The organism is Izhakiella capsodis, assembly GCF_900115045.1.
Lineage (GTDB): Bacteria > Pseudomonadota > Gammaproteobacteria > Enterobacterales > Enterobacteriaceae > Izhakiella > Izhakiella capsodis.
The window spans coordinates 108128-135018 of sequence record NZ_FOVC01000005.1 but is presented as its reverse complement, the minus strand read 5'-3'; the positions used below and the strand labels follow the sequence as shown (position 1 = coordinate 135018).

Sequence of the window (26891 nt, the reverse complement as noted above, 5' to 3'; positions counted from 1 at the left end):
GGCACTGATTAAATCGATGGAGAGTTGCCAGATGGCAAAAGCAAACGAAATAAAAAAAGGCATGGCGATAAGCTATAACGGCAAACTGTTGCTGGTAAAAGATATCGACATACAAAGCCCCAGCGCTCGTGGTGCGGCAACCCTTTACAAAATGCGTTTCACCGACGTGCGTAATGGCCTCAAGGTCGAAGAGCGTTTCAAAGGTGATGATATTCTTGACACCATCTCACTCAGTCGTCGGGCTGTCACCTTTTCCTATATTGACGGTGACGAATACGTATTTATGGATGATGAAGATTACACGCCTTATCACTTCAAAAAAGACCAGATTATAGACGAGCTACTCTTTATCCCTGAAGGCGGTATTTCGGGTATTCAGGTTTTAACCATGGACGGACAAATATTGGCGTTGGAGCTACCACAAACTGTAGATATGGAAATTATCGATACCTCTCCGGGTATCAAAGGTGCCTCAGCGAGTGCCCGAACCAAACCGGCCTGTATGAGCACCGGGTTAGTTATTCAGGTACCTGAATATCTCAGCAATGGTGATAAAATTCGAATTCATATTCCGGAGCGTCGTTACATGGGGCGTGCTGATTGATCATTTGAGTCGGATCGGAATAATCCTATGACTAAATTAAAAGCGGTAATTGCATTTACCGCTTTTAATATGAAGTTAATTATAACTAACGGTCATAATCGCCAGAGTGCGCTCGGGGTTAAGCCAGGTTGTTTCGACCTGACCGGTTTCCGCAGGGAGAGTTCTATCAGCCGCCGCGATACTTACGGTTTTGACTGCCGTTTTACCATCACGCATGCAGTGACTGGAAATATGAGTATCGGTATGACTAATTTCACAAACAGGCTCAACGATTGAACCAGTAAAATGAATTATCCCGTGACCTATTTCACCTGAGCTGGCTAAAACCGTATTGGTGTTAACAAATGCAAGTGCAGTACACAGAATGCGTATTGCAATCAATTTCATGATCGGTTCCTCATCAGACTATGGATCGGGTATCGGCGCATGAACAGAACGCTTTAATGTTGAGGAGATTTTTTATGACGCGGGTCAATCTCATTACCGGCTTCCGTGGCTGTGGCAGAACTACCACTAGGCTCCATAGACTCGAAGCTAAGCCTGAAAATGAAAAATAGGCTGTCCTTGTCAACGAGTTTGGTGAATCGGTATTGACGGCGCTCTGAATGCTGAGAGCAATGCCGTGCTTGAAGAGATCTCCGGTGTATGTAGGTATTGTGTATATGGCCTGCGTAGGCAGGCCGGTTAGAATAGAGTGCTTAGGCAGGTTAAATCGGACAGGTTGCTAGATTTAGCAACCAGGCTTGTGCATCCATAGCAGATTCTCAGCATGCTGAGCAATACGAATTGTTAACCCTGGCTGAAACTTAAGGCAACTAAATGATCGTTAAATCCGCCTCAGCCTGGCAATCGTAAGTAACAAAAAATAGCAATATTCACGAGATAATTATTAGCAGCAAAATTATAATTGCCAATAAGAATCTGCCGAACTCCAGAAGATAAAATTGCACTTGCAAACTGGTGTGGAAACCCTACAGAAGGACGCCGGGTAATGACCAGTGTTCACGGACAAACCAGTCTGGCCATATTGAACAGGCCACGACGAGAAGTACGCCCTCTGACCGATAGCGTACTTCACCGCCTGGCCAGAGGTACTTTTATGCAGCTGGATATTTGATAGTGACACCGTATTTGAAACTACCGCTTTACTTGAGTAAATGCGAAATGCATCTGCCCATGGGGTAAAAGAGGTAATAAGAATTAAGCGGACGCTATATGCATCGCCAGGACGAGGAGATGAATATCCAAATGCATTCTGATGCTCCGTTTGAAAGCCGCATTAAACTTATTAATGACCTCCCTGCAGACAGGAACAGGCCACAACACAAACTACTTGTTCTTCATTCACCCATCAAGAGATGAGTAAAAGGATGTCATTAACACGCTCTGAATTGTCATGGCTGAAAAAGGCCCCCTGTTCCTATTGTTGATTAGTGTCGCACGGCCTTTCCTCATTTCAGTTCTGCATGCTTTATGGGGCGCGTTTAGCATTATTGTCACGTTTTTGGCCTGCCAAAGATCATGTTCGACGTACAAAGCCTGACGGACCCACGGTGGATACGGCTAAGTGGGTGGTTGCCTACACTGGCCTGCAAACATACACTTAACCAGGATTATTATCTGATAAATAGGGCGATCGAAAAATAAGGCAATAAAATGGGCAGACGAAAAAACGTTAAGCGCATGGTGAATATTCTGAGATTTTATCCGGCTAGCTCATGTCTCTCTTGGTGTGGGTACAGCGTATGATATTGGAACTTGGTTACAGCATAAAAAGCAGACAATGTCAGAAATGCGATAAAACATTCTAAAAAGCTATAAAAAGTCTGCAAAATCCCTCGCCATAAGACTATTATTAAGTTAACCTCCTTCATTGGCTGGTAAAATGTCAGAGTTATTCCCTGCTATCTTGATTAAATTTGTGTGATTAGACACCTTTTAATTACTCAGGAATTATCTTACGGCACTGGTCTTATTAATCTCAATTTGTTCTGCAATTCTGCTAGCGACTTCGTCGTTAAGGACTTCAAGGGATAACAAACATAATGGTCAAGTCTCAACCAATTATGAGATACATTTTGCGGGCGATACCCGCCGTTGCGCTGGCAACGATACTTGCAGGATGCAGTACATCTCAATCACAATACAACGCAAACACTGAGACGCATGCAGTTAAAAACAAAAGCAGTTTTTTACTGCAAGCGTCTCAGGATGAATTTGAAAAAATGGTTCAGAATGTGGATATTAAATCCCGTTTAATGAACCAGTACGCCAGCTGGAAAGGTGTTCGTTACCGGCTTGGTGGGGAGAGTAAGCGAGGCATCGACTGCTCCGCTTTCGTTCAAACCACTTTTCGCGAGCAGTTTGGCCTGAGCCTTCCGCGTTCAACGTCTCAGCAGCGTGAATCAGGTCGTAGCGTTCAGCGTAGTAAATTACGACCTGGAGATTTAGTCCTCTTCCACGCAGGATCAACGGGACGCCACGTAGGTATCTATTTAGGAAACGATAATTTCGTTCATGCATCGACCAGCAGTGGCGTAATGATTTCCAGCCTGAATAACAGCTACTGGAAGCATCGCTACCGTGAAGCCAGACGCGTTCTGAGCAGCACGCAAAGCTGATCATCCCTTCCTGAATGCAGAACAGAAATGCTGCCATCGGCAGCATTTTTTATCTCCGGAAGCATTGAAAAGAAACGCCTGCCTGCCAGCATCGTCCTGAAGGCGACGATAAGCTGGGGTATACTCTCAGCGATAGCTCCGTAATATTTAACCCCTTAAGAAGCCGTACAGCTTTATTCAGGCTTAACCTCAATACTGGTTGAACTCTATTGCCGAAGCAAATTAATGATAATAAAACAATTACTGGCAGAGAATAATGATCCGTATTCGTCCTTCATCAGCTCGTTTAGCTCGCGTGATTTTTAGACGGGTGTGAAGCATAGAAGAAAAGCAACAATGACGCGCTGGCGCAAACAAAGATCACGCTTACCATCGGCCACACACTGATAAATGAGAACGAAGATAGCAGTGCTCCGGCTAGTGCCCCCACGCCAAAACGTAGCGTGCCCGCAAGCGAAGACGCCGTTCCGGCCATGTGAGGGAACTCTTCAAGAATAACGGCCATTGCATTGGATGACACCATTGCCACGCAGCCAATAAACATCGCCACGCCAAATACCAGCGGTAAAAATCCGAGCCCAAGAGCGCTAACTATTATCATCCACAGCGCCATTATAAACTGAATGATGAGACCAAACCTGAACAGGGTTAGCGGCCCGAAACGTCTGACAAAGCGGCTGTTTATTAGCGTCATCAGGAACAGGAATATTATGTTCAGAGCAAAATAGTAGCCGAAGTGTTGTGGCGAAATATGGTTAAGTTCAATATAAACAAAAGGTCCGGCATTCAGAAACGAGAACAATCCGGCGAAGGAAAAGCCGCTTGCCAACATATAACTAAAAACCCGCTTATGACGTAAAAGCGAGAGAAAATTGCCAAGCGTTGTGCGTAAATGCAGCCTCTGACGTTTTTCTTTTGGCAGGGTTTCTTTAATCTGAGTCACTACCAGCAACGTGGTAACAATTGCCGCAGCAGAAATAGTCCAGAAAATAGCGTGCCAGCTCCACAGAATCAACATCCAGCCGCCGATTATCGGTGCCAGCAATGGTGCAACGGTTGTCACCAGCATGACAAAAGACATCATGCGTGAAAACTCCTCTCGTGAGTAGCTGTCACGCATCAAAGCGCTAATAACCACGCTGCCTGCCGCCGCTGACAATCCGTGCAAAAAACGCATATTAATGAGTGTGTCAATAGATTGAGAAAGCGCACAAGCCGCCGCTGCCAGCGCAAAGATTAGCGTGCCAATGGCAATAACTGGCTTACGTCCGTAGCTATCGGCCAACGGCCCGTAAAACAGCTGGCCGAGAGCGAACCCCAAAATATACGCATTGAGGGTCATCTGAACGCTGCCCGGTTCTACGCCAAACTGGGCGGCTATCTGTGGCAGCGCCGGTAAATACATATCAATAGAAAGCGGCATCAACATAGCCAGCAGACCACAGATGGTCACCAGTCCCAATGATGAATTTTTTTCCTTACCCACAGCCAGAGTACCCCTGATATTAATGATGTTTATTCAGGCTTCGCGGGCCAGTCCAACGCTGGCAATCTCTTCCTCACTCAGCTTGCGATATTCACCAGGCGCCAGCGTTTCATCGAGAACAATGCCGCCTATACGCTCGCGATGCAGGGCTTCAACGTGGTTACCCACCGCAGCAAACATTCTTTTGACCTGGTGATAGCGGCCTTCACTGATAGTCAGTCTGACTTGCCGTTCTGACAGCACTTCCAATCGGGCAGGTTTAGTCTGGTGCTTTTCACCATGCAGCTGAATTCCCGAAAAAAACTTAGCCACTTCATCACCAATAAGCAGTGATTTAAGCGTGACCAGATAAGTTTTATCACAATGATAACGTGGGGAAGTTATGCGATGAGACCACTGCCCGTCGTCGGTCATCAGAACCAAACCCGTGGTGTCAATGTCCAAGCGGCCAGCAGAATGAAGCTTTCCGACAGCTGGCTCCTGTAAAAAAAAGAGGACCGTTGGATGGTCGGTGTCTTCCGTTGAGCAAACATATCCTTGCGGCTTATTTAGCATAAAATAACGCGGGCCTACCTGCTGTTGTAGCAGGTTACCATCATATTCAACCTGATGCTCAGGATGCAGTTTAAACGCGCCGTCACGTACAGTTTCGCCATCAACGGTTACCCGCCGGGCGCGTAGTTCACGTCCGGCAATCGCACGGCTGATCTCCAGCTGCTGAGATAAGAACTTATCAAGTCGCATTAAATTTTGTACTGCCTTTTTTAAGTGAGTGGCGGTGTTTTAAGACGATAGCGCGGTCGCGCAACATACTGAATGGGGCCAAAAATGATCTGTTTAAAATATAAATAGAACGTAAATAACTTATTTCCCGGCGCCGTGGCGGCGATAGCCCTGATGACACCAGCACGCCCCTGAAACAGCCTGCTATACAAAACAGACTGCCAGTTGCGTTTTAGTATAACTCCTCTTCTCCTCCAGTCACAGAGAAGATAGCCATTATGCCTTCAATTCATGGCATAATTCTGTTTTGCCACGGCCATCAACGGTTGTTATGTCTTTTACGCTACGCCCTTATCAGCAAGAAGCGATAGACGCGACGCTTCGCTATTTTCGCCATAGTAAAGAGCCAGCGCTGATCGTACTCCCTACCGGTGCAGGAAAAAGTCTGGTGATTGCCGGTCTCGCTCGTCTGGCTCGCGGTCATGTTCTGGTACTGGCCCACGTCAAAGAGCTGGTCGAGCAAAATCATGCTAAATATTGTGCCTGGGGACTGGAGGCAGATATTTTCGCCGCCGGACTGGCCAAAAAAGAGAGTGATGGCAACGTAGTTTTCGCCAGCGTTCAGTCCGTCGCGCGAAATCTCCCGCGCTTCGACCGCGCCTTCTCACTGCTCATCATTGATGAATGCCACCGAATCGGCAACGATGAACAGAGCCAGTATCAACTAATTATTAATCATCTGCGCAGTCGAAACCCTGAACTGCGCCTGCTTGGACTGACGGCAACACCTTATCGACTCGGTCAGGGCTGGATTTATCAGTATCATTATCACGGGATGATCAAAGGCGATCATCGCACTCTGTTTCGCGATTGCATCTATGAATTACCACTGCGTTACATGATAAAAAACGGCTTTCTGGTACCACCGGAGAGGCTGGACATGCCAATCGTCCAGTATGATTTCAGCCGACTTGTCGCCCGGCCTGATGGTCTGTTCAGCGAAGCCGATTTAAATAATGAATTAAAAAAACAGCAGCGTGTCACCCCAAAGATTATTCAGCAGATTGTTGATTTTAGTGCAAAAAGACAAGCCGTAATGATTTTTGCCGCAACGGTCGAACATGCTAAAGAAGTGCTCAGCTATCTGCCGCAAAGCAAAGCATTCATCAGCGCGGCCACCCCGGCCAAAGAGCGTGATCGTCTCATTGTCGACTTCAAGCAGCGGCGCATTCGCTATTTGGTTAACGTAGCGGTATTAACGACGGGCTTTGATGCACCGCATGTTGATACCATCGCCATACTGCGTCCGACGGAGTCCGTCAGCCTATACCAGCAAATAGTCGGACGGGGCCTGCGTCTCAGTCCTGATAAATGCAGTTGTCTGATTCTTGATTACGCCGGCAATCCTCATGACATTTTTATCCCGGAAATTGGTTCGCCCAAAGGCGCCAGCGATAACCATCCGGTTCAGGTCTTCTGCCCGGCCTGTGGCTTTGCTAACACTTTTTGGGGGAAAACCACGGCTGAGGGTATGCTAATCGAGCATTTTGGCCGCCGCTGCCAGGGCGTATTGACGGATGGCGCAGGCCATCGCTCGCAATGCGACTTTCGCTTCCGCTTCAAAATTTGCGGCGACTGCGGCGCAGAGAATGATATTGCTGCTCGCCGCTGCCATAGCTGCGACACCCTACTTGTGGATGCCGACGATATGCTAAAAGCAGCGCTGAAATTGAAAGATGCACGGGTTTTACGCTGCGGTGGCATGCAGCTAAGCGCAGGCTTCGATGAAAAGGGAGAATGGCTGAAGGCTGTTTACTATGATGAAGACGGGTCCAGCGTCAGCGAGCGTTTTCGCTTGCACACGCCCGCACAGCGCGGCGCTTTTGAACGGTTATTTATGCGTCCGCATCAGCGAGCACCCGGCGTGCCACTCGGCTGGAAAAATGCAACCGATGTCGTGGCGTTACAGGCGTTTTTACGGCATCCGGACTTCGTTGTTGCGCGGATACGAGGAAAACTCTGGCAGGTGCGGGAGAAGCTATTCGATTATCAGGGCCGCTATCGACGCGCCAACGAATTACGCTAATGACGTTGCTGTGAACACTAAACATCGCTATAATTCGCCGCGCTTTTGCTTACGCATTAGCAGAACCTCAACCTGTTGCTGGGTCGCCTGCAGCGGGCATTTAATTTGAAGAGAATGATTATGTTCACACTGAATGCAGAATTACGTAAAGAGCAGGGTAAGGGTGCGAGCCGCCGCCTGCGCGCAGCTAACAAATTTCCCGCTATTGTTTATGGTGGTAAAGAAGCAGCTGTCTCCATCGAACTTGATCATGACAGCGTTATGAACATGCAAGCCAAGCCAGGATTTTATGACGAAGTTCTGACTCTGGTTATCGATGGAAAAGAGACTAAGGTTAAGATTCAGGCGGTACAGCGCCATCCGTTTAAGCCAAAAGTCAGTCACATCGACTTCGTTCGCGCTTAAGCCTCTCTGCAGCATGTAAAAAACGCCGCAATCGCGGCGTTTTTTATTGTCGTGTATCATACGCCAGCTTACTTACTACCGATGGCGCGCTGCAGTTGATCGCGCAGGTTAGGCGGCGTTCCTTTGATCGTCAGCGTGTCGGTCATCGGATCCCAAAAAACACGCTCACCAAGCAGTATGGCGTCAAAATTGAGTGTTAACCCTCCCCCACTACCGGCATATTTTGTCAACTGACGCAGAGTGCTGCGATCGGCAGGAAAGTGCTCCTCCAGCTCATAGCCCTGCTGATGGGTAAACTCTTCGAAACTCTTTCCACACAAGGGTTCAAGCTCCTGCGAGAGATCAGAAAGCGCAATCTCCGCACCGGACTGCAGCTGATCGTTGCAGTAGCTGTATACCTGCTGACGGTAACTTTGGCGATCATGTTTATCAAGACTGGCATCAGAACAATAATCATCAACCGCCTGCAACAGGCCACGGTTCTGCGCTTTAGTATCCAGTCCGACCCTTGCACCCAGAAAATCCATGAAGAAATCGGCAACCTTACGCCCTACCCGACCACGTAAAAAGGTCAAGTAGCGCGTTGATTCCGGGTTTGCTTCCCATTCGGTAAGATCAATACGAGCAACGATATCTGCATGATTAATATCCAGATAATGGGTCGAGCTGATATCGAGATCTTCATTAACGCGCATACTGCTCTGGCTGCTGAGCACCCCAACAAGCAGGTATTCAACCGCGAGATAGCGATAATGGCTATACAGAACGATGCCGCCCTCGGCGAAAGAGTATTTACTCAGTTCGTCACGTAGTCTGGCAGTGCCTGCGCGACTGAAAGCCAGAAAATCATGTTCACCCTTGCGGCAAAGTCGCAATGCGTCTGCCAGCTCACTATCCTCATTAAACAGGCCGTAAGCTTTATTTTTCGCACTGTAAACCCGGTGCAGCTCTTCCATCATTTGACTCACCGCCTCTGTGGCAGGCAGCAAAGAATCGCGCAGTATCAGCTCCAGCGTCTGCTCATCACGCTTAACAAGCTGATGCAGGGCAATCTGGTTGATGTCCAGACTCATGATAAACTCTCCAAAGACCATAAGGGGGTATTCAATCAAAGCTCAGGCTGGCAATCAATACATAAAGTGACGACATTATTCTGCTGGCTTAACCGCTCCACTGTGATAAAAGAGCAGAATAAATCGTGAATTTACTGTAGGATAATTCCCCTTAACTCAGTCGAACACTTGATTATTTATCGTTATGCCACAATCATCCCGATACAGCGACGAACGCGTGGAGAAAATCCTCGCAGAACTGGTTCAGATTCTGGAACAGAATCAGACACCAACCGATCTTTCCCTGATGGTTCTGGGGAATATGGTGACAAACCTCATTAATACCGATATACCGCCAGCGCAGAGAAGAGCACTGGCTCGCTCCTTCGCCGAGGCGCTCCAGTCCTCCGTCCGCGAAGACAAAGCGCACTAAAAGGCAACGGTATCAAAATCATGGTAACGAACCGACAGCGCTATCTGGATAAAATTTCGCAAATGATAAGCTGGGGGCATTGGTTCGCCCTCTTCAACATCATCTGCGCATTTATTTTAGGTAGCCGTTACCTGGTGCTTTCTGACTGGCCAGCCTCACTGGCCGGACGCGTTTACGCTATCTCCAGCTGGATTGGACACTTCAGTTTTATTGTTTTTGCTGCTTATCTGCTCATTATTTTTCCGCTGACGTTTATTGTCATGTCACAGCGGCTGATGCGCTTTCTGTCGGTTGTATTGGCGACCTCCGGCCTGACGCTGTTACTGGTCGACAGCGCAGTTTATAACCGTTTCCATCTCCACCTGAATCCGGTGGTCTGGGAGCTGGTGATCAACCCTGACCAAAGTGAGCTGACACGTGACTGGCAGCTGATGTTTATCGGTGTTCCGGTCATACTGCTGGTGGAAATGCTGTTCGCAACCTGGAGCTGGCAAAAGCTGCGAAGTCTGAATCGGCGTCATTTTGGCAAACCGCTCGCTATGCTTTTTATCTGTGCATTTGTGACTAGCCATGTCATGTATATCTGGGCTGATGCTAACTTTTATCGGCCGATTACCATGCAACGCTACAACCTGCCACTCTCCTATCCGATGACCGCACGTGGTTTCCTGGAGCGCCACGGGATGCTGGATGCCAAAGAGTTTCAGCGTCGGTTGATTCAACAGGGTAACCCAGAGGCGGCCTCGATAGATTACCCCCTGAGCAACCTGACCTATCGGGATGCTGGCACCCGGCAAAACCTGCTGATCATCACCGTTGACGGAATTAACGCCGCCAGCTTCAGCAAAGACATGCCACAACTCAGTCGTTTTGCCGAGCAAAACATACAATTCACTCAGCACTTCAGTTCTGGCAGTGATAGTGACAGCGGTTTGTTTGGTTTGTTCTATGGCATTTCGCCCAGCTATATGGACAGCATCCTGGCGTCCCGTACACCATCTGCCCTGATGATAGCCCTGCATCATCAAGGCTATCAGTTCGGTTTGTTCGACAGCGACGGTTTTACCTCACCGCTTTATCGTCAGGCGCTGCTGGCTGACTTCACCCTGCCGACGGCAACCAGCCAGAGCAATAGCGCAACGACAACGCAGTGGCAGCACTGGCTCAATGGACTTAAACCCGACAGTGCACCCTGGTTCTCCTACGTGGCGTTTGATGCAACCGGCGATGACAGCGGCAGCGAGAGCGCGGCAATAACCCATTATTCGGACGCTATTGGCGGTGTAGATAATCAGATCCAGCAGATTCTGAATACGTTGCAACAAAAGCAACTGCTCGATAATACTGTCGTGGTGATAACTGGCCGTCACGGCATTGCCATGCAGGGTGAGAATAATCCGGGAAATCGTGCTCTGCTTAAGGTCCCGCTGGTTATACACTGGCCCCATACTCCGGCACAGACGGTTTCCCGTCTGACTGAGCATCAGGATATCATGATGACGTTAATGCAGCGTTTGCTGCACGTCTCACTCAACCCAGCCGATTATTCCCAGGGCGAAGATCTGTTTGCTGCTCAGCGTAATCACAACTGGGTTACAAGTAGCGAGGGTCGCCACCTGATGATCACCACACCGCAGATCACCATTGCTCTGAATAATAACGGTAGCTATGACGTCTGGGATAATCAGGGAAATAAACTAAAAAATCACAAGCTTCAGATTGCACTGTTATTACAGGTGCTGACAGATGAAAAACGTTTTATTGCCGATTAATCTGACTTGTGACCTTAATTCTGTATAAATACAGAGCAGTCAACGCGTTAGCTCTTGCAATCAGAACTGAAATCAGTACTATAGGCCTCCTCGTTCGGCACGTAGCGCAGCCTGGTAGCGCACTGTCATGGGGTGTCAGGGGTCGGAGGTTCAAATCCTCTCGTGCCGACCAAATTTCCCCTTTAAAAGCAGCCTTTACGGCTGCTTGTTGTTTTGCATAAATTCAGTACGTTGGAACCACTACCATTCATTGTCTTGTTAACTGCGGTTCCAATACCCGACAATCCACCGCTTTATGCAGATAAGCCACGTCTCAACGGCTGTCGCCGTGGCACGATACCAGGCCGTTACATCCACTCAGTGAGGCTATTTTCTGAACGTTAAAAAGCCCGACGAAAGGTCAGGTTATAGCGAAAAGCACCGCACTGGGGATGAATATCCGCCTTTAGCGGTAAGACGCCATGATAACGCAGACGCGACGACCCGCCCCAGACCACTATGTCGCCATGCTCAAGTAGAATACGCTGTGTTGCGGCGTCTCGTTCAAAGCCGCCGAACTGAAATATTGCAGGTAAACCAAGAGAAATCGAAACGACAGGCTGACGCAGATCTTTCTCATCTTTATCCTGGTGCAGCGTCATTCTGGCTCCTGGCTCATAGCGATTAATCAGACAGGCGTCCGGATTAAAGCCGGTGAAGCCCGCTTCTTCCGCTGCGGCCACCGCCAGCGAGTAAAAGAGCGCTGGCATTGCTGGCCAATTCTGAGCACTATTCTGGTCCTGGCGACTGTAATGATAACCTCTGGCATGAGTTGCCCAGCCAAAATCACCGCAGTTTGTCATTGCCACCGACATACGATGACCACCAGGCGTGATACGATGATAAAACGGATTGAGCTTCGCAATGGCGTCGATATTAGCGAGAAGTTCATCGGCCACAGCCAGCGCACGTCTTCGCTGTACCTGTGCGCCGTCAGCTAACGTCTCTGACCAGGGTGCTTCCCCGCTAAATAAATCGAGCATCATCAGCCTCTATCATTATCATACTGCTGACGCAGAAACGATTTAAATTGTGGTGACATCCAGGTGGTGAAGCCCTTATCCGTTTTCATTATCAGAAATACCGCCAGCCTTTCACGCAACGCCAGCGCCTGCGCACGCTGCTCGCCGAGAACCATCAAACCAGTATCCCAGCCGTCAGCTTCAGTGGCACTGGTGGCAATAACCGTCGCAGATACCAGCCGATGCTGTATCGGACGCCCGGTAACCGGATCGATAATATGCGAAATACGTTTACCATCCAGTTCATAATAGTTGCGATAGCTTCCGGATGTGCTGATACCATGCCCTTGTAGGTCGACAATAGCTTCGACCGAATTTTGTTGATCGGTGGGCTTTTGAATCGCAACACGCCAGGGTCGGCCCTGGGCATTCTGGCCGCGAGATAATACCGCTCCACCCACTGAAACCAAATAGTTAGTTATGCCCTCTTGTTCCATCAGTCGCGCAAGATGGTCAGTCGCATAACCCTCACCGATGGTGGAGAGGTCAACATACAGCGCCGGTAAATCCTTTTGAATGAATGCGCCATCGGCCCGTTCGATAACCTGTAGATGCTGCAAACCGGTACGGGCGCGGGCAGCATCAATCTGCGTCTGACTGGGCGTATGAAGCGGCTGTTTTGATGGCCCAAATCCCCAAAGATTGACCAGCGGACCAACGGTAATGTCCATTGCTCCCGCCGTTTTCCGACCTATGCGCAACGCAGTAGTCATAATATCAGCCATATCATCACTGACCGGCTGCTCAGAAGTCCCCTGATACTGATTGAAGCGAGATAATACTGAATCAGGCTTCCAGGTGGAAAGCACTTGATCATCTGCATCCAACTGACGCTGGATCATCTGCCGTAAAGCAGCTTTACGCTGATTATCGACATCCGACAGACTAACCCGCCAGACCGTCCCCATAGTTTTCCCTTGTAAAACCAGCCCGGTTTTTTGCTGTGGCTGATGACTATCGTCACAGCCAAAAAGTGAAAAAAACAACCAAAAACCGATTAAATAAGCTACTTTCTTCTTCATACTGCCAGGTTAATCCTGATGATTAAATTAAAGTATCTCTTTGTTAAGAAAGACACTATAGGAAATTTCACGTTGAATAAAGCACACTCAGCTAACTATCTTATTAATCAGCATGCAAGTAACAGAGAATAGCCTCAACACCCACGGCGAACTTCACGCCAACGCATCAATCCCCTTCTTGTTATAACGAATTGCATTATAATCACCTGTTGCGTTCATCAGCTTAACCCGCGGGGCGTGCAGGATAGATCGCTACTTATAAATTGAGCGCGAACAAGCCTGACTACTCATCGGAATAGTGCTCTGGCGGCTAATGAAAAATGGCTGTTCTTGGCTGATAAACAACGTTGATGATGACATAGCGCTCAGTTATCCGCCCACTGTTATTCAAACGCCAGCGTTCGTTAGCATAAATTCGATACCTGATGCTATCGCTATCCAACCACAGATAATCGGCAATAATTGCCTGATGCCAAAGTCTAAACCCGGGATCTGAGTCTTCAATCCGGGCGCTTTTGCGTAGCGCTGGTGAAATAAGCTGGAGTAGTAGTAGGCATAACAGTGCTTTTCGACCGCAGGCAAGTCTGTATAAGCCGATTAGTAGCAAGGTTGCCAGATACAGGTTGTAAGCCAGGTGGAGTGTCGATCGTAAAAATACAGACCGGGAAAAATCAGGGATAATCAGCAGAGAGCCTGCATCAGGCTCTCTGGATATGAATACCCGCGTACTACAGGCTACACCATAAAATCTTAGAACTGATAAACCAGACCTAACGCAACAACGTTGTCGGTATTGATACCGGCGCCGCGGGTAAAATCATTATCTTTCAGCAAGTTAATTTGATAATCAACATAGGTAGACATGTTTTTGTTGAAGAAATATGTAGTACCGACATCAACATATTTTTTCAGATTCTGGCTACCGTAGCCCTGGATGTCATGACCGCGTGAAGAAAGGAAGGCCAGGGATGGGCGAAGACCAAAGTCGAACTGATACTGAGCAACCAGTTCCCAGTTATCTGCAGTGTTAGCATAACCATAAACAGTATTATCAGTATCACCAAAACGCGTCGCCTTATTGGAGCGGGTGTACTGCGCTGCCAGATAAATATTGTTAGCATCGTATTTCAGGCCGCCGGTATAGGCTTCAGCTTTACTGCCGTGGCCCAGAACGCCCGGTGCATTTTGAGCATTAGTGCGATCAGACTGGAACATAGCAGCACCGAGGCTAACACCAGCACCGAGATCGTAAGTCGTGCTCAGACCCCAACCGTCACCGTTTGAGTTCAGTACGCTACGGCCATTTTCACCAGACTGGCTATCGTTTTTGCCCTGATACTGAACAGCAAAGTTCAAGCCATCAACCAAGCCGAAGAAGTTGTTGTTACGATATGTCGCCATACCGTTACCACGTGAGAACATAAACTGGTCTGTGCCATAAGTATCGCCACCAAACTCAGGAAGAACGTCAGTCCAGCCAGCGACGTCGTAGATAATGCCATAGTTACGACCATAGTCGAATGAACCGGCGTTACCAAAGCGCAGACCGGCAAAACCAAGACGGGTCGCATTGCCGCTGTTAGAATCGCCGCCTTCAGAATTATTCAGATTGTACTGATATTCCCACTGACCATAGCCTGTCAACTGATCAGAGATCTGGGTTTCACCCTTCAGGCCGAAACGCATATAGGATTTGTCACCGTTTGAACTATCATTTTTAGAGAAATAGTGTAAACCGTCAACTTTACCGTAAATATCTAATTTGTTTCCATCTTTATTGAAAACTTCCGCTGCGTTTGCGCCGCCTGCCGCTAACATGAGCGCAGGTACCATCAGAGACAGAATACGGATTTTCATGTTTTACCCTCTAGTTATGTGCCTTAATTGCCACTGCGAGATGAATATTCAACATTCAACCAGCGGATTCATGTTAATGCCAGAACAGTAATAATCCACCGCGCAATTGCTACTAAATCTGCAAATTAGTTTCAGAATGGGTTAAATTTATTACCAAATGTAAACCCAGCAGAACTTTAGCGCAACACATTTCAATGAAAAATAAAAAACATCTAAATAACATTACCTTGCAGATATTACTAGTCAATAAATTACAAAAAATGACAATATGGCGCACTGAAAAGCAAAACAACGAACGGGTTAGGTAATACAGTTAATCCGCTATCATCATTTTTTAATTATTACCTTCATTCACCCCGAATGAGTTGTTTTAACCTTTCTAATTGCCGGGCCTTAACCACCCGGCTTTTTTTATACTTTGCGCAGTTTGTAAAAAAACGTCAATCTCGGTTAATTTACTTCGGCCTCCTGAGCGACTATTTTTCCTCCCTTACTAACGAGTTGAAAATTGCTAAAATTCAGATAGAAACCCTGGTTCTTACAACTGTAACGCCAGCCTCTTTACAGGCAGAGCAATTTTCACTTTCCTTTTAGCAGGCCTGATAGTTCATCAGCAATAAATGATAAATTAACTTCTAATGTGATTGCAGCCATGGATCATACTGCCAGCGCAATTTTGCGAGCCGGTTTAAAATCTAACTTATTCAGTAGATCCATTACCTTTCCATTAACGTAATAAGTAAGCCCCAGCTATATAAGAAAACAATCCTGGCCAGATACATCAACCCAATGGGGTATGAATTCACCCATGACAAGCTACCGATATGCAGGTATTCTGAAAAACCGTTCTATTGCGGGCGCTTAGGTTAAGAGTTCGCTAAGATAAAAGAATTGCCGGCACTTGCACGTTGCTCTCGATTCTGGCTGCGGATATCCGCTTCACTACTGACTAATTTGCCTCTGTAGAGACACTATGTTGTTTTACAAGTTTTCATTCACCTCAGGCAATGTGACACGATTTTTCGTGCTGGTTATTCTGTTGTTGCTCATGGCATCAGGCTTTATGGTGAATAGCATGGTCAACACCTGGCTAACAACCACACGCTATGCTATGACCGATATCGCGCGTGCAATACAAAAACGCATTGAAACCTATCGTTTTGCGACATGGGAAATTTATGAAAACCAGACCGCCAGCGCAGCTAATTCTACTTCTGATGACCTTCAGGAAATTCGTCTGAGACCCGACATTTACTATCTCGAAAAAAAAAGACGGAAAACAGAAGCCCTGATTTTTGGCTCACATGACAGCAATACGTTGAATATGACGCAACGGATGTCAAATTACCTTGATACACTGTGGGGAGCGAAAAACAGTATCTGGTCAATGTATTATCTGAATGGTCAGGACAACAGCCTGATCCTTATTTCTACCTTGCCACTAAAGGATATGGATGGAAGGTATAAAGAAAGTGCAATCAATAATTTGGTAGACGCTCGCCGCGCAGAAATGCAGCAGCAGGCCACCGCGCTGGATGAACGGGAAGGCTTTTCTCCGTTGCGACACTTTTCATGGCAAAACGATTATTACTTTACTCTGCGCACCATCTTTAACCAGCCTGGGCATCTTGCTACCGTGGTAGCCTTTGATCTCCCTATCAACGACTTAATTCCAATGAATATGCCACTGGAAAACTTTCAGCTTAAACAGGATGATACAGCTCTTAACGAGGGTAGTGACGCCGGCAATGATGAGTTTGCCAGTACTATCCGAATCGCGTTCACTAATCCTAACGTTGAAATTACCGCATCGCTCCCCAGCACGCCGTTACAACTGATTTATCGGGTCTCACTCAGTAGTCTTATCGCAGACACATTACGCAACCTGTTCTGGCCGCTAGTGGCGGATTTTATCCTGCTGATACTTTCCCTTGGCGGCTTGTTTTTGCTACGTAAGCAGTCGCTGCGTCCAAGTGAAAACCAGAGCGCCGAACTTGATGCACTGCGCATACTCAATGTAGAAATCGCCAGCAGCCTACCTATGGGGCTGCTCGTTTATGACTTCTCCTCTAACCGGACCATCATAAGCAACAAAATCGCTGAACACCTGCTGCCGCACCTGAATTTACAAAAAATCATTAACATGTCGGATCAACACCAGGGCGTACTGCAAGTCACGGTGAATAACGAAGTATATGAAATACGTCATGCACACAGTCTGACTGCCCCTAAAACACAGTTATTTTTAATGCGTAACCAGGATCGTGAACTACTGGTCAATAAGAAATTGAAACGAGCGCAGCACATACTGGATAAGAATCATCAGACCCGCCAACAACTGCTGCGAAACTATGTTCACTTTTTGCAAAAACCATTGGGACTGATCATTGAAAAATTGCGATCTATTGATCCCATACATCCTGAAGACACGCTATCGGAAGCGATCGAGTCCTCACTGGCGCTGAGTCGTCTGCTTGACGACATAGTGCTGCTTAATCGGCTTGAAACTCAGGATTGGGCGCCATACGCAGCCCCATTCAACCTGCAACGCCTTCTTGACGCTTTAACGCTGGAAATGCTGCCATCAATCAGCCGCAAAGGATTACAGCTAATTGTTGATAACCAACTTTCCAGCGACGAGGTGCGCTTTGCTGATGCTCAGGCCATCCACAAAGTGTTGGCAACGCTGTTGCACTACGCCATTATCACTACCGCCTGCGGTAAAATCAGCATGGGGATCAAATCCCCTCCTGAGCGTCCAGACCTATTGGCTATCCAGATTATTGATACGGGCTCGGGGCTGAAAATTAATGAAACAGACAATGCTGACTTCCCTTTTCTTAGCGAGACCAGTGCCGACCGTTTTGGTGAAGCATCAGGGATGGCATTCTTTCTCTGCAAACAGCTGTGCAAACAACTGGGAGGTAATCTGGACATTCACGCCCGCCCGGAAATTGGCACACGTTATAACATTCTGCTTCAAGCCCCCCTGGAGCCGCAGCAAAAACAGGAGCAGGAAGATAAATTACTGGCTGGCATTACCGCACTCATAGAAATAGCCGTGGAGGATATTCGTAAAATTGTTATTCGCCAGCTGGAAAACTGGGGCGCTATTTGCCTGACTCCCAATGAGCGATTGTCCAGCCAAAGTCACGACGTGCTGATCACCGATGATCTGACGAATCTGTCGCCGTGGTCATTATTGCTGGCGAATGATGAACCCGGCTTCACTGCTCTTGGTTATGGACAGTTCCGCGTAAATTTCAATGTTGTCGGAGCAATGCTTGATGCGCTGTTGCAATTGATTGAACAACAGCTCTGCGCCAATCAAGTAATGGAGAAGGATGAAGGATCGCCGCTGATTGCCAGCGGATATTTTCAGCTATTTGTTGACACGGTACCCGTTGATGTAAAGAGATTGTATAATGAGGCGGCAGAAAAAGATTACAGTTCGCTTGCTCAGACCGCACACCGCCTGAAAGGTGTTTTTGCCATGTTAAATTTAACGCCGGGCAGGCAGCTTTGTGAAACTTTAGAACAGTACATCAAAGTGTTTAATAATCCACAGATTGAAAATACAACCAGCCAAATTGACCAGTATGTCAATGAACTGCTGCAGCAGGGTAATCCATAATATGAATAATATGAACGTAATTATCGCCGATGACCATCCCATTGTTCTGTTCGGTATCCGCAAGTCACTGGAGCAAATCGAGTGGGTCAATGTAGTCGGTGAGTTTGAAGACTCCACTGCACTGATTAATAGCTTATCCAGGCTTGATGCTCACGTGCTTATCACCGATCTTTCCATGCCGGGAGATAAATATGGCGATGGGATTACCCTGATCAAGTACATTAAGCGTCACTATCCCGGCCTGTCGATCATTGTTCTTACTATGAATAATAACCCGGCGATACTTAGTGCGGTTCTGGACCTGGATATTGAGGGGATCGTTTTAAAACAGGGCGCACCGGCCGACCTGCCAAAAGCACTGGCAGCGCTGCAAAAAGGTAAAAAATACACACCTGACAGCGTCGCCAAGCTGCTGGAAAAAATCAGCGTCGGTGGCAATGGCGACAAACGCTTATCGCCCAAAGAGAGCGAAGTCTTACGTCTGTTCGCGGAAGGTTTTCTGGTAACAGAAATCGCGAAGAAGCTGAATCGCAGCGTTAAAACGATCAGTAGCCAGAAAAAATCAGCGATGATGAAACTGGGTGTTGATAATGATATTGCCCTGCTCAACTATCTGTCTTCCGTGAACTCTGCGCAGCCGGATAACGACTAAGCTACGCGGTTCAACTCAATAAGCCGGGAAACTTTCCCGGCTTATTGCCGGATATTTATCACAAAGAATCCCTACGCCCTCTCACCTTGCGAACCTGACCTGCATAATAAGCTAAGGATTGACGAAGCGTATCAAGCGTCACCGGCTTAGAAAGGCAGATATCCATGCCCACTTCAATACAATGCAGTTTTTCGTCAGCCAACGCGTTGGCCGTCACACCCACAATAGGAAAACTTACCCCTCTTTCTCGCAGGCGCTGCGTCAGGAGGTAGCCGTCCATGTTAGGCATATTAACGTCGGTGAGAAGGATATCGATTTCTGAGCGGCCGATAACGTTCAGCGCATCGATACCGTCCTGAGCTGTTTTAACCTGATATCCGAGGGTACACAACTGCTCGGAAAGCAGCATGCGGTTAATCGGATGGTCGTCGACTATCAAGATCAAAATGTCATTGTTTAAGTCTGGACGTACTAACGCCGGTAATTGGGCCTCTGCGTCATTTGAATCAATCTCCACACAGTAAATTTTTTCCAGCAGCGCTGGCAGCTCATGCGGCGTTGCCGTGCTTATAATCCAGTTTCCCGGCAGGCGCTCAAAAGGTGCATCAATATGACGACTGTCAACAATAATGCCGGTTCGCGCCGCGGGTTTGACGTCGTGCAGAAAGTCGGTAATAACAATATCTTTAGCACTCCAGCTGGGAGCGTCACTACGTAGCACTTCAAAACCGTACGCATCAAGCAAACGCGTGAGATACGCAGCCAACGCATCGTTACGCATTACAAGCCAACAACGCTGCCCCACAAGTGCCTCACTCAGCGACGGCGCCACCACGCTGCCATTATATAGCGGAATGCGCACAATGAACTGACTGCCCATACCCGGCTCTGAGTCCACTTCAATGTCGCCATCCATCATGTTAATCAGCTTTTCGCAGATGGCCAGCCCCAAACCTGTACCCTGAAAGTTACGCTGTACGCCGGTTCCCACCTGGAAAAAAGGGTCGAACAGACGCGTCACCTCGCGGGCCGGTATGCCAACACCAGTATCCCGCACGCGAATAGCAAGGTAGCCATCACGTACAAATGCGTGCAATGTTATACCACCGATGTGGGTAAATTTAATGGCGTTATTCAGCAGATTTGAAATGACTTGCTGCAAACGCATAGGATCACCGTTCATAGAGGCAGGTACATCGCTTTCAATAAATACATAAAGAGCCAGATGCTTTTTTACAATCAGCGAATGATAATTGGCAGTTATATGCGTCAGGATCTCAACCGGCGAAAACTCGCGCGGTTCAATACGTAGCTGTTCAGACTCTATTTTAGAAAAGTCCAGGATATCATTGATAATTTTCAACAGCAGATTTGATGAGTTGTCCATCGCGGTAACCAGCGTATCAACGCCTTTGGGCAACGATTTAGTCTGCAACAAGTCAAGATTACCAATAATGCCATACAGTGGCGTACGCAATTCATGACTGACGGTTGCCAGAAACATCGACTTTGACTGGCTGGCCTGTTCTGCCGCCTGCGCCATTTCATGTAGAGACTGCTCCATTTGGACGCGGGCGCTCACATCGACCAGCACGCAAATCGCCACATTTTCATTACGATAACGCGTGTGGACAAAACTTATTTGCAGATTGGTATTACTACCGGTCAGTACATCAACAAAATTTACCTGCTGACCGTTGATCATCTCCGTCAGGCGCTGGCGATCCTGCTCAGTCAGCATATTAAGATAGTTATGCGCCAGCTCGTTACTGAGAACATTAGTACCATCACTGATACGCAGAATACAGATACCAACCGGCGCGGAGGCGACAATTTTACGATTAAATTGCTCATGCTCTTCAAGCCGATGGGCATTATCCTCAGCCGGTAAAAACATACGCCGCTCAAAAAACCAGGCGAGCGTGACCAGAATTAATGCATCAATAACATTCAATAAGATTGCATTAACCACCATCATCCTAAGCTGTTCAACCAATACCGAACTCGGCACGGAATAAACAATACTTAAATTAGATGGTGGCAATACTCGCTTTAAAACCAGTTGATCATAGCTGTCAATATAGCCAAACCAGCTGTAGTCTGCGGGTAAATTACTCTGGTTAACGGGAATTGAGCGAGACGAGCTCATTAGCGGTTGATTATTTTGATCCACCAACGTGGCGACCACCGGCATACTGCCTGGCATAATAAAATCTACCAGACGCAGACTTTGCTCAACACCAAGCAGCGCCGAGACCTTATTTGCCAGATAGAACGACGTCATCATATAAAAAGAGCCAACGCCCTCCTGACCGTCAGGCGAAACCCATACCATGCTGTTCTTACGCTCACCATCGCTACCGTTACGGTAACGAATAATATGCTCCTGCAGCGATTTGAAAGTCTTATCCTGATCAAAGGCGATATTACCGACATTAAAGTTTGCCACGCACCGACTATCGCTACTGCTAAAAAAAACCCGGTTTAATTCATATGAGGTTGTAAAATTGGATTTCCAGTGTCGCAGGAAATAGCTAAGTGAATTCAGAGAGTTATGCCATGCACCACCCATAAGATGGCAATCTGCTCTGGCGTCCAGCGGATAGAACGCCAGCAGGTTGTTATTCCTATATGACAATGTGCCGTTGACCGTGCCCGGATCGTTAGCAGAACTGTTCAGACGCGTCGCTGCAATAAATTTAAGCTGACGTGTAACATTGACAGAGTCGCGCACAAATGCAGCCAGCTGCTCATAGTTAACCGTAAACTCCTGGCGAATTGCCGCTTCTCGCTTGTGCAAGGCGTTAATAATATAAAACGCCGTCAACAGTGCACCCAATAGCCATAGTAATAGCGCCAGTCCCCTTAACAAATAGCGGGAAATACGAAGCGTAGTACGAAAAGAAACCAGATATTTCAAAGAGTGCTCACTGCAATATGCATGACAGAAAGACAGGTGTTATCAATTGGATATACACTAGCGTTATCCCCTGTAGAAAGCCAGTCACAGACGGCAAATGTACGCAAACAGATGCTGAGTCCTTAAGATTATTAACGGCTAAGATTGATATTGTACGCCCCTGTTGTTTCAGACTCACGGCGTAACAGGAATGACTACACTCCTGTTCAGAGATAGTACGTTGTCACGGCTATCAATGCCGGAGACTATCTCGTTTAATTATCGCGACGGGGGCGCTAAAATCCAGCCTTAATAATTCTCCATCATTCACAAACACTCACCACCCGGGGTAGGGAAAAATATCAGGCCGAACGCTGAAACCTTTAATTATCTGAAGAAATAACGATCAGCGTAAATGCATTCGTGAGTCTAAAATTTTCGCTAACGCAGTCGTCTTCAACAGAACAGTAAAACGCCTCACAGACGAAAGGATAATGCTGCTGATCGACTTCACTCGCAAATCTGGCTTACAAGAGCGGCATCTAACAGGATTGCCGGATATATTGATATTCAACAGGGGTATAAGTTGCTGTGATTTTGCTGGCAAAAAAAAAAGAGCCTTACGGCTCCTTTTTTACTGGCATAAAAAACTTATTCTTCGTCTTCTGTAGGGGCATCGTCACTGTCGGCCTCAGGAGCTATCTCATCTTCCCCTTCTGCCACGCTACCATCGATAGAATCCAGCTCTTCATCTTCGACGGGTTCAGCAACGCGCTGCAAACCTACCACGTTTTCGTCATCGGCTGTGCGGATCAGGATAACCCCCTGGGTGTTACGTCCGACCACGCTGACTTCGGATACACGGGTACGAACCAGCGTACCGGCATCGGTGATCATCATGATTTGATCGCCATCGACAACCTGAACGGCACCAACCACTGGTCCGTTACGCTCTGTGACTTTAATTGAAATAACACCCTGGGTCGCACGTGATTTAGTGGGATACTCGTCGTTGCCAGTACGCTTGCCGTAACCATTTTGCGTAACGGTCAGGATAGCCCCCTCGTCACGCGGTACGATTAATGATACTACGCGATCGCCTTCAGCCAACCTGATACCACGTACACCTGAAGCGGTACGTCCCATCGGTCGCACTGCCTGCTCACTAAAGCGCACCACTTTGCCGCCAGCGGAGAACAGCATGGCTTCATCCTGACCGTTGGTCAGAGACACACCGATCAGCTCATCATCTTCACGCAGATTAACCGCAATAATACCGGCGCTGCGTGGACGACTAAACTCACTAAGCGCCGTTTTCTTCACCGTCCCATTGGCGGTCGCCATGAATACATTCCAGCCTTGGGCATATTCACGTACCGGCAGGATAGCGGTAATACGCTCATTGGCCTCAAGCGGCAATAGGTTGATAATTGGACGACCGCGGGCACCACGACTGGCCTCCGGCAGCTGGTAGACCTTCATCCAGTAGAGGCGGCCACGGCTGGAAAAACAGAGAATAGTGTCGTGGGTATTTGCCACCAGCAATCGATCGATAAAATCTTCGTCTTTAATTCTCGCCGCACTACGGCCTTTACCACCACGGCGCTGTGCTTCATAGTCGCTCAGCGGCTGATATTTTACATACCCCTGATGTGACAGTGTGACTACCACGTCTTCCTGATTAATCAGATCTTCGATATTAATATCAGCACTGTTAGCGGTAATTTCGGTGCGACGTTTGTCGCCAAACTGCTCGCGCATGGCTTCCAGTTCTTCCCGAATCACTTCCATCAGGCGCTCAGCGCTTTCCAGAATGCGTAGCAGCTCGGCAATCTGCTCAAGTAGCTCTTTATACTCATCAAGCAACTTCTCGTGCTCAAGGCCAGTCAGCTTTTGCAATCGCAGGTCCAGAATAGCCTGTGCCTGTTGCTCAGTCAGATAATACTGGCCGTCACGAATGCCGTATTGCTCCTCGAGCCACTCCGGGCGGGCAGCATCATCACCGGCACGTTCAAGCATTGCCGCCACGTTGCCCAGCGTCCAGGACTGTGCCATCAGGCCTGCTTTAGCTTCAGCCGGCGTTGGCGCACGGCGAATAAGCTCAATGATGGGATCGATATTCGCCAGCGCTACCGCCAGACCTTCCAGAATATGAGCGCGGTCACGCGCTTTACGCAGTTCAAAGATGGTACGGCGCGTAACCACTTCGCGACGGTGACGCACAAAGGCTTCAAGAATATCCTTCAGCGTCATGATCTTCGGCTGTCCCTGATGCAGGGCAACCATATTGATACCGAAAGATATTTGCAGCTGAGTCAGTGAATAAAGATTATTAAGAACGACCTCACCCACGGCATCGCGCTTTACTTCGATAACGATACGCATGCCGTCTTTATCAGATTCATCGCGCAATGCACTGATGCCTTCAACGCGCTTATCCTTGACCAGCTCGGCGATTTTTTCGATCAGTCGCGCTTTGTTAACCTGGTAGGGAATTTCGTGAATGATGATGGTTTCGCGACCGCTTTTAGCGTCAGCTTCAACTTCACCACGCGCACGGATATAAATTTTTCCGCGACCAGTACGATAAGCTTCTTCAATCCCACGACGCCCGTTAATAATCGCGGCGGTTGGAAAATCGGGGCCGGGAATATATTCCATCAACCCTTCAACCGAAATGTTTTCGTTATCGATATAGGCCAGGCAGCCATTGATAACTTCGGTGATGTTATGCGGGGGTATGTTGGTTGCCATACCCACCGCTATTCCTGAAGAGCCGTTGATCAGCAGGTTCGGAATTTTGGTTGGCATCACTTCGGGGATCTGCTCGGTACCGTCGTAGTTTGCGACAAAATCAACGGTCTCTTTTTCCAAATCCGCCTGTAACTCATGGGCAATTTTTGCCATGCGCACTTCGGTATAACGCATTGCCGCCGCAGAGTCGCCGTCGATTGAGCCAAAGTTGCCCTGGCCATCGACCAGCATATAGCGCAGTGAGAAAGGTTGAGCCATACGGACAATAGTGTCGTAAACAGCAGAATCACCATGAGGGTGATATTTACCGATAACATCACCCACAACGCGGGCCGATTTTTTGTATGGCTTATTCCAGTCATTGCCCAGCACATTCATCGCAAACAGTACGCGACGATGCACTGGCTTAAGCCCGTCTCGGACATCCGGCAGCGCTCGGCCTACAATGACCGACATCGCGTAATCCAGATAAGAGTTCTTTAACTCTTCTTCAATATTAACCGGTGTGATTTCTCTGGCCAGATCGCTCATCTAGGCGCTTTCCTTCTAAATTATTCCCGGATTCAAAGGTCCAAAATAATATCACATAGTGCCCTACGGGTGAATGAAAAGCATGGCTCAAAAACCGAAATAGCGCTTTTTCGCCGCCTGCCCATTTACCGCAGAACGCGATATACTCGCGCAAAATCAAGTGGAGTGGTAAGCCAATGAATACACAACAGCAAACCAGCTTTGAAAACGTTGACAGACAGGAGATTGCAAAGTTTGAAGCACTCGCCTCGCGCTGGTGGGATACCGAGGGTGAGTTTAAACCGCTGCATCGTATTAACCCCTTGCGACTGAATTACATTGCCAGCCGCGCTAACGGTCTGTTCGGTAAAGTGGTGCTGGACGTCGGTTGCGGCGGCGGTATCCTGAGCGAAAGCATGGCACGCGAAGGCGCGACGGTAACCGGACTGGACATGGGAGCCGAACCGCTGGAAGTGGCGCGGTTGCATGCTTTAGAAAGCGGTCTTGTAATGAACTACGTTCAGCAAACCGTTGAAGACCATGCTGAACAGCATGCCGGTCTTTACGACGTTGTCACTTGTATGGAAATGCTGGAACACGTTCCCAATCCAGCCTCTGTTGTAGCGGCCTGCGCGCGACTGGTGAAACCCGGCGGCGAGGTATTCTTTTCAACCATTAACCGTAATAGCAAAGCCTGGCTGATGGCCATTATTGGCGCGGAGTATGTGCTGCGGATGGTGCCGCGCGGCACCCATGACGTAAAAAAATTTATTCGCCCTGCCGAACTGCTGCATTGGATCGATCAAACCTTCCTGCATGAGCGCCACATTATTGGGTTACATTATAATCCCCTGACCAATAAATTTTACCTCGGTGGTAACGTCGACGTGAATTATATGCTTCACGCACAGCGCCCTCAGGGCAACTGAGCAGGCAAATCGTTGCCGGAGACCGCCGGCGACGTCCCTCCAATCATAATGAATTCTTAGTGCTGCTTCGGCTGACAAATCGTTTTACTGTTTCACAGACCGGCTGCGGCCAATCAGACTGCCGATGAGTACTGGACATGCCGAAGACTTTGGCTGGCTTTCTATCATGGATAAAATAAAACCAACCGCGCGCCGGAGTGCACACGAAATCATCGTTCGATCAAATTTAAAAACATTGATAATTGCGCTTGACAGTAATCACAGCCCTTTAGCTATGCGGCATTGAGATTATTCGGCACCACTAACCTTAAAATTTTCAAAAAATCAAGACTTGTAGCTACTGGGGAACCTACTAGAATATTCATCATCTAGTGATTCTTTCATTCAGTAC

19 protein-coding genes and 1 tRNA gene are annotated in these 26891 nt (G+C 48.0%); 11 read left to right on the top strand and 9 right to left on the bottom strand.

Annotated elements, in window-relative coordinates:
- The first annotated feature begins 31 nt into the window (after window positions 1-31).
- Window positions 32-604, top strand: coding sequence for an elongation factor P-like protein YeiP (gene yeiP / locus BM191_RS09465; protein WP_092877655.1), 573 nt, complete (start codon window positions 32-34; stop codon window positions 602-604).
- A 75-nt stretch (window positions 605-679) separates the two neighbouring features.
- Here the strand turns inward: yeiP and BM191_RS09460 are convergent, their stop codons facing one another.
- A complete protein-coding gene (locus tag BM191_RS09460; protein ID WP_092877500.1) occupies window positions 680-991 on the bottom strand; it encodes a hypothetical protein in 312 nt (103 codons plus the stop codon).
- Between the two features lie 604 nt (window positions 992-1595).
- Between BM191_RS09460 and BM191_RS17395 the strand changes: the two genes are divergently transcribed.
- Together BM191_RS17395 and mepS are read left to right on the top strand one after the other, a co-directional pair.
- Complete coding sequence (locus BM191_RS17395; protein WP_269017635.1) at window positions 1596-1721, top strand: hypothetical protein; 126 nt, start codon at window positions 1596-1598, stop codon at window positions 1719-1721.
- A gap of 928 nt (window positions 1722-2649) precedes the next feature.
- Entirely contained in the window at window positions 2650-3225 is a 576-nt protein-coding gene (gene mepS, locus BM191_RS09455) for a bifunctional murein DD-endopeptidase/murein LD-carboxypeptidase (RefSeq protein WP_092877498.1), read from the top strand.
- Between the two features lie 286 nt (window positions 3226-3511).
- Here mepS and BM191_RS09450 read toward each other — a convergent pair whose 3' ends face one another.
- Both BM191_RS09450 and rsuA read right to left on the bottom strand, forming a co-directional pair.
- A complete protein-coding gene (locus BM191_RS09450; RefSeq protein ID WP_092877496.1) occupies window positions 3512-4711 on the bottom strand; it encodes a Bcr/CflA family multidrug efflux MFS transporter in 1200 nt (399 codons plus the stop codon).
- A 33-nt stretch (window positions 4712-4744) separates the two neighbouring features.
- Window positions 4745-5455, bottom strand: coding sequence for a 16S rRNA pseudouridine(516) synthase RsuA (gene rsuA / locus BM191_RS09445; protein WP_092877494.1), 711 nt, complete (start codon window positions 5453-5455; stop codon window positions 4745-4747).
- 310 nt (window positions 5456-5765) lie between these two features.
- Between rsuA and BM191_RS09440 the strand changes: the two genes are divergently transcribed.
- Entirely contained in the window at window positions 5766-7520 is a 1755-nt protein-coding gene (locus tag BM191_RS09440) for a DEAD/DEAH box helicase (protein WP_092877492.1), read from the top strand.
- Window positions 7521-7640: 120 nt separating this feature from the next.
- Window positions 7641-7925 (top strand): 50S ribosomal protein L25, encoded by a 285-nt coding sequence (rplY, locus tag BM191_RS09435; protein WP_092877653.1) that lies wholly within the window; start codon window positions 7641-7643, stop codon window positions 7923-7925.
- 68 nt (window positions 7926-7993) lie between these two features.
- Here the strand turns inward: rplY and yejK are convergent, their stop codons facing one another.
- Window positions 7994-8998, bottom strand: a complete 1005-nt coding sequence (gene yejK / locus BM191_RS09430; protein WP_092877490.1) for a nucleoid-associated protein YejK — start codon at window positions 8996-8998, stop codon at window positions 7994-7996.
- A 184-nt stretch (window positions 8999-9182) separates the two neighbouring features.
- Here yejK and BM191_RS09425 point away from each other — a divergent pair, with 184 nt between their 5' ends.
- From BM191_RS09425 to BM191_RS09415, 3 genes are all read left to right on the top strand, one after another.
- Window positions 9183-9410 carry a YejL family protein gene (locus BM191_RS09425; RefSeq protein WP_092877488.1) on the top strand — a complete coding sequence of 76 codons (228 nt, stop codon included), beginning with the start codon at window positions 9183-9185 and terminating at the stop codon, window positions 9408-9410.
- Window positions 9411-9430: 20 nt separating this feature from the next.
- The gene (gene yejM / locus BM191_RS09420; RefSeq protein WP_092877486.1) at window positions 9431-11182 is read left to right on the top strand and encodes an LPS biosynthesis-modulating metalloenzyme YejM; all 1752 of its coding nucleotides are present in this window, start codon (window positions 9431-9433) and stop codon (window positions 11180-11182) included.
- 95 nt (window positions 11183-11277) lie between these two features.
- A tRNA-Pro gene (locus BM191_RS09415) sits at window positions 11278-11354 on the top strand.
- A gap of 208 nt (window positions 11355-11562) precedes the next feature.
- Here BM191_RS09415 and alkB read toward each other — a convergent pair.
- From alkB to ompC, 3 genes are all read right to left on the bottom strand, one after another.
- Entirely contained in the window at window positions 11563-12204 is a 642-nt protein-coding gene (alkB, locus tag BM191_RS09410) for a DNA oxidative demethylase AlkB (RefSeq protein ID WP_092877651.1), read from the bottom strand.
- A 2-nt stretch (window positions 12205-12206) separates the two neighbouring features.
- Window positions 12207-13265, bottom strand: coding sequence for an FAD:protein FMN transferase ApbE (apbE, locus tag BM191_RS09405; RefSeq protein ID WP_092877484.1), 1059 nt, complete (start codon window positions 13263-13265; stop codon window positions 12207-12209).
- A gap of 750 nt (window positions 13266-14015) precedes the next feature.
- The gene (gene ompC, locus BM191_RS09395) at window positions 14016-15122 is read right to left on the bottom strand and encodes a porin OmpC (protein ID WP_092877480.1); all 1107 of its coding nucleotides are present in this window, start codon (window positions 15120-15122) and stop codon (window positions 14016-14018) included.
- A gap of 973 nt (window positions 15123-16095) precedes the next feature.
- Here ompC and rcsD point away from each other — a divergent pair.
- Together rcsD and rcsB are read left to right on the top strand one after the other, a co-directional pair.
- Window positions 16096-18756 (top strand): phosphotransferase RcsD, encoded by a 2661-nt coding sequence (rcsD, locus tag BM191_RS09390; RefSeq protein WP_092877478.1) that lies wholly within the window; start codon window positions 16096-16098, stop codon window positions 18754-18756.
- 1 nt (window position 18757) lies between these two features.
- A complete protein-coding gene (rcsB, locus tag BM191_RS09385) occupies window positions 18758-19408 on the top strand; it encodes a response regulator transcription factor RcsB (RefSeq protein ID WP_092877475.1) in 651 nt (216 codons plus the stop codon).
- 58 nt (window positions 19409-19466) lie between these two features.
- Here the strand turns inward: rcsB and rcsC are convergent, their stop codons facing one another.
- Together rcsC and gyrA are read right to left on the bottom strand one after the other, a co-directional pair.
- Window positions 19467-22328, bottom strand: a complete 2862-nt coding sequence (rcsC, locus tag BM191_RS09380) for a two-component system sensor histidine kinase RcsC (protein ID WP_092877473.1) — start codon at window positions 22326-22328, stop codon at window positions 19467-19469.
- A 630-nt stretch (window positions 22329-22958) separates the two neighbouring features.
- Window positions 22959-25592: a DNA topoisomerase (ATP-hydrolyzing) subunit A gene (gene gyrA, locus BM191_RS09375; RefSeq protein ID WP_092877471.1), complete on the bottom strand. Its 2634-nt coding sequence runs from the start codon at window positions 25590-25592 to the stop codon at window positions 22959-22961.
- 176 nt (window positions 25593-25768) lie between these two features.
- Between gyrA and ubiG the strand changes: the two genes are divergently transcribed.
- Window positions 25769-26500 carry a bifunctional 2-polyprenyl-6-hydroxyphenol methylase/3-demethylubiquinol 3-O-methyltransferase UbiG gene (ubiG, locus tag BM191_RS09370; RefSeq protein ID WP_092877469.1) on the top strand — a complete coding sequence of 244 codons (732 nt, stop codon included), beginning with the start codon at window positions 25769-25771 and terminating at the stop codon, window positions 26498-26500.
- Window positions 26501-26891: the final 391 nt, after the last annotated feature.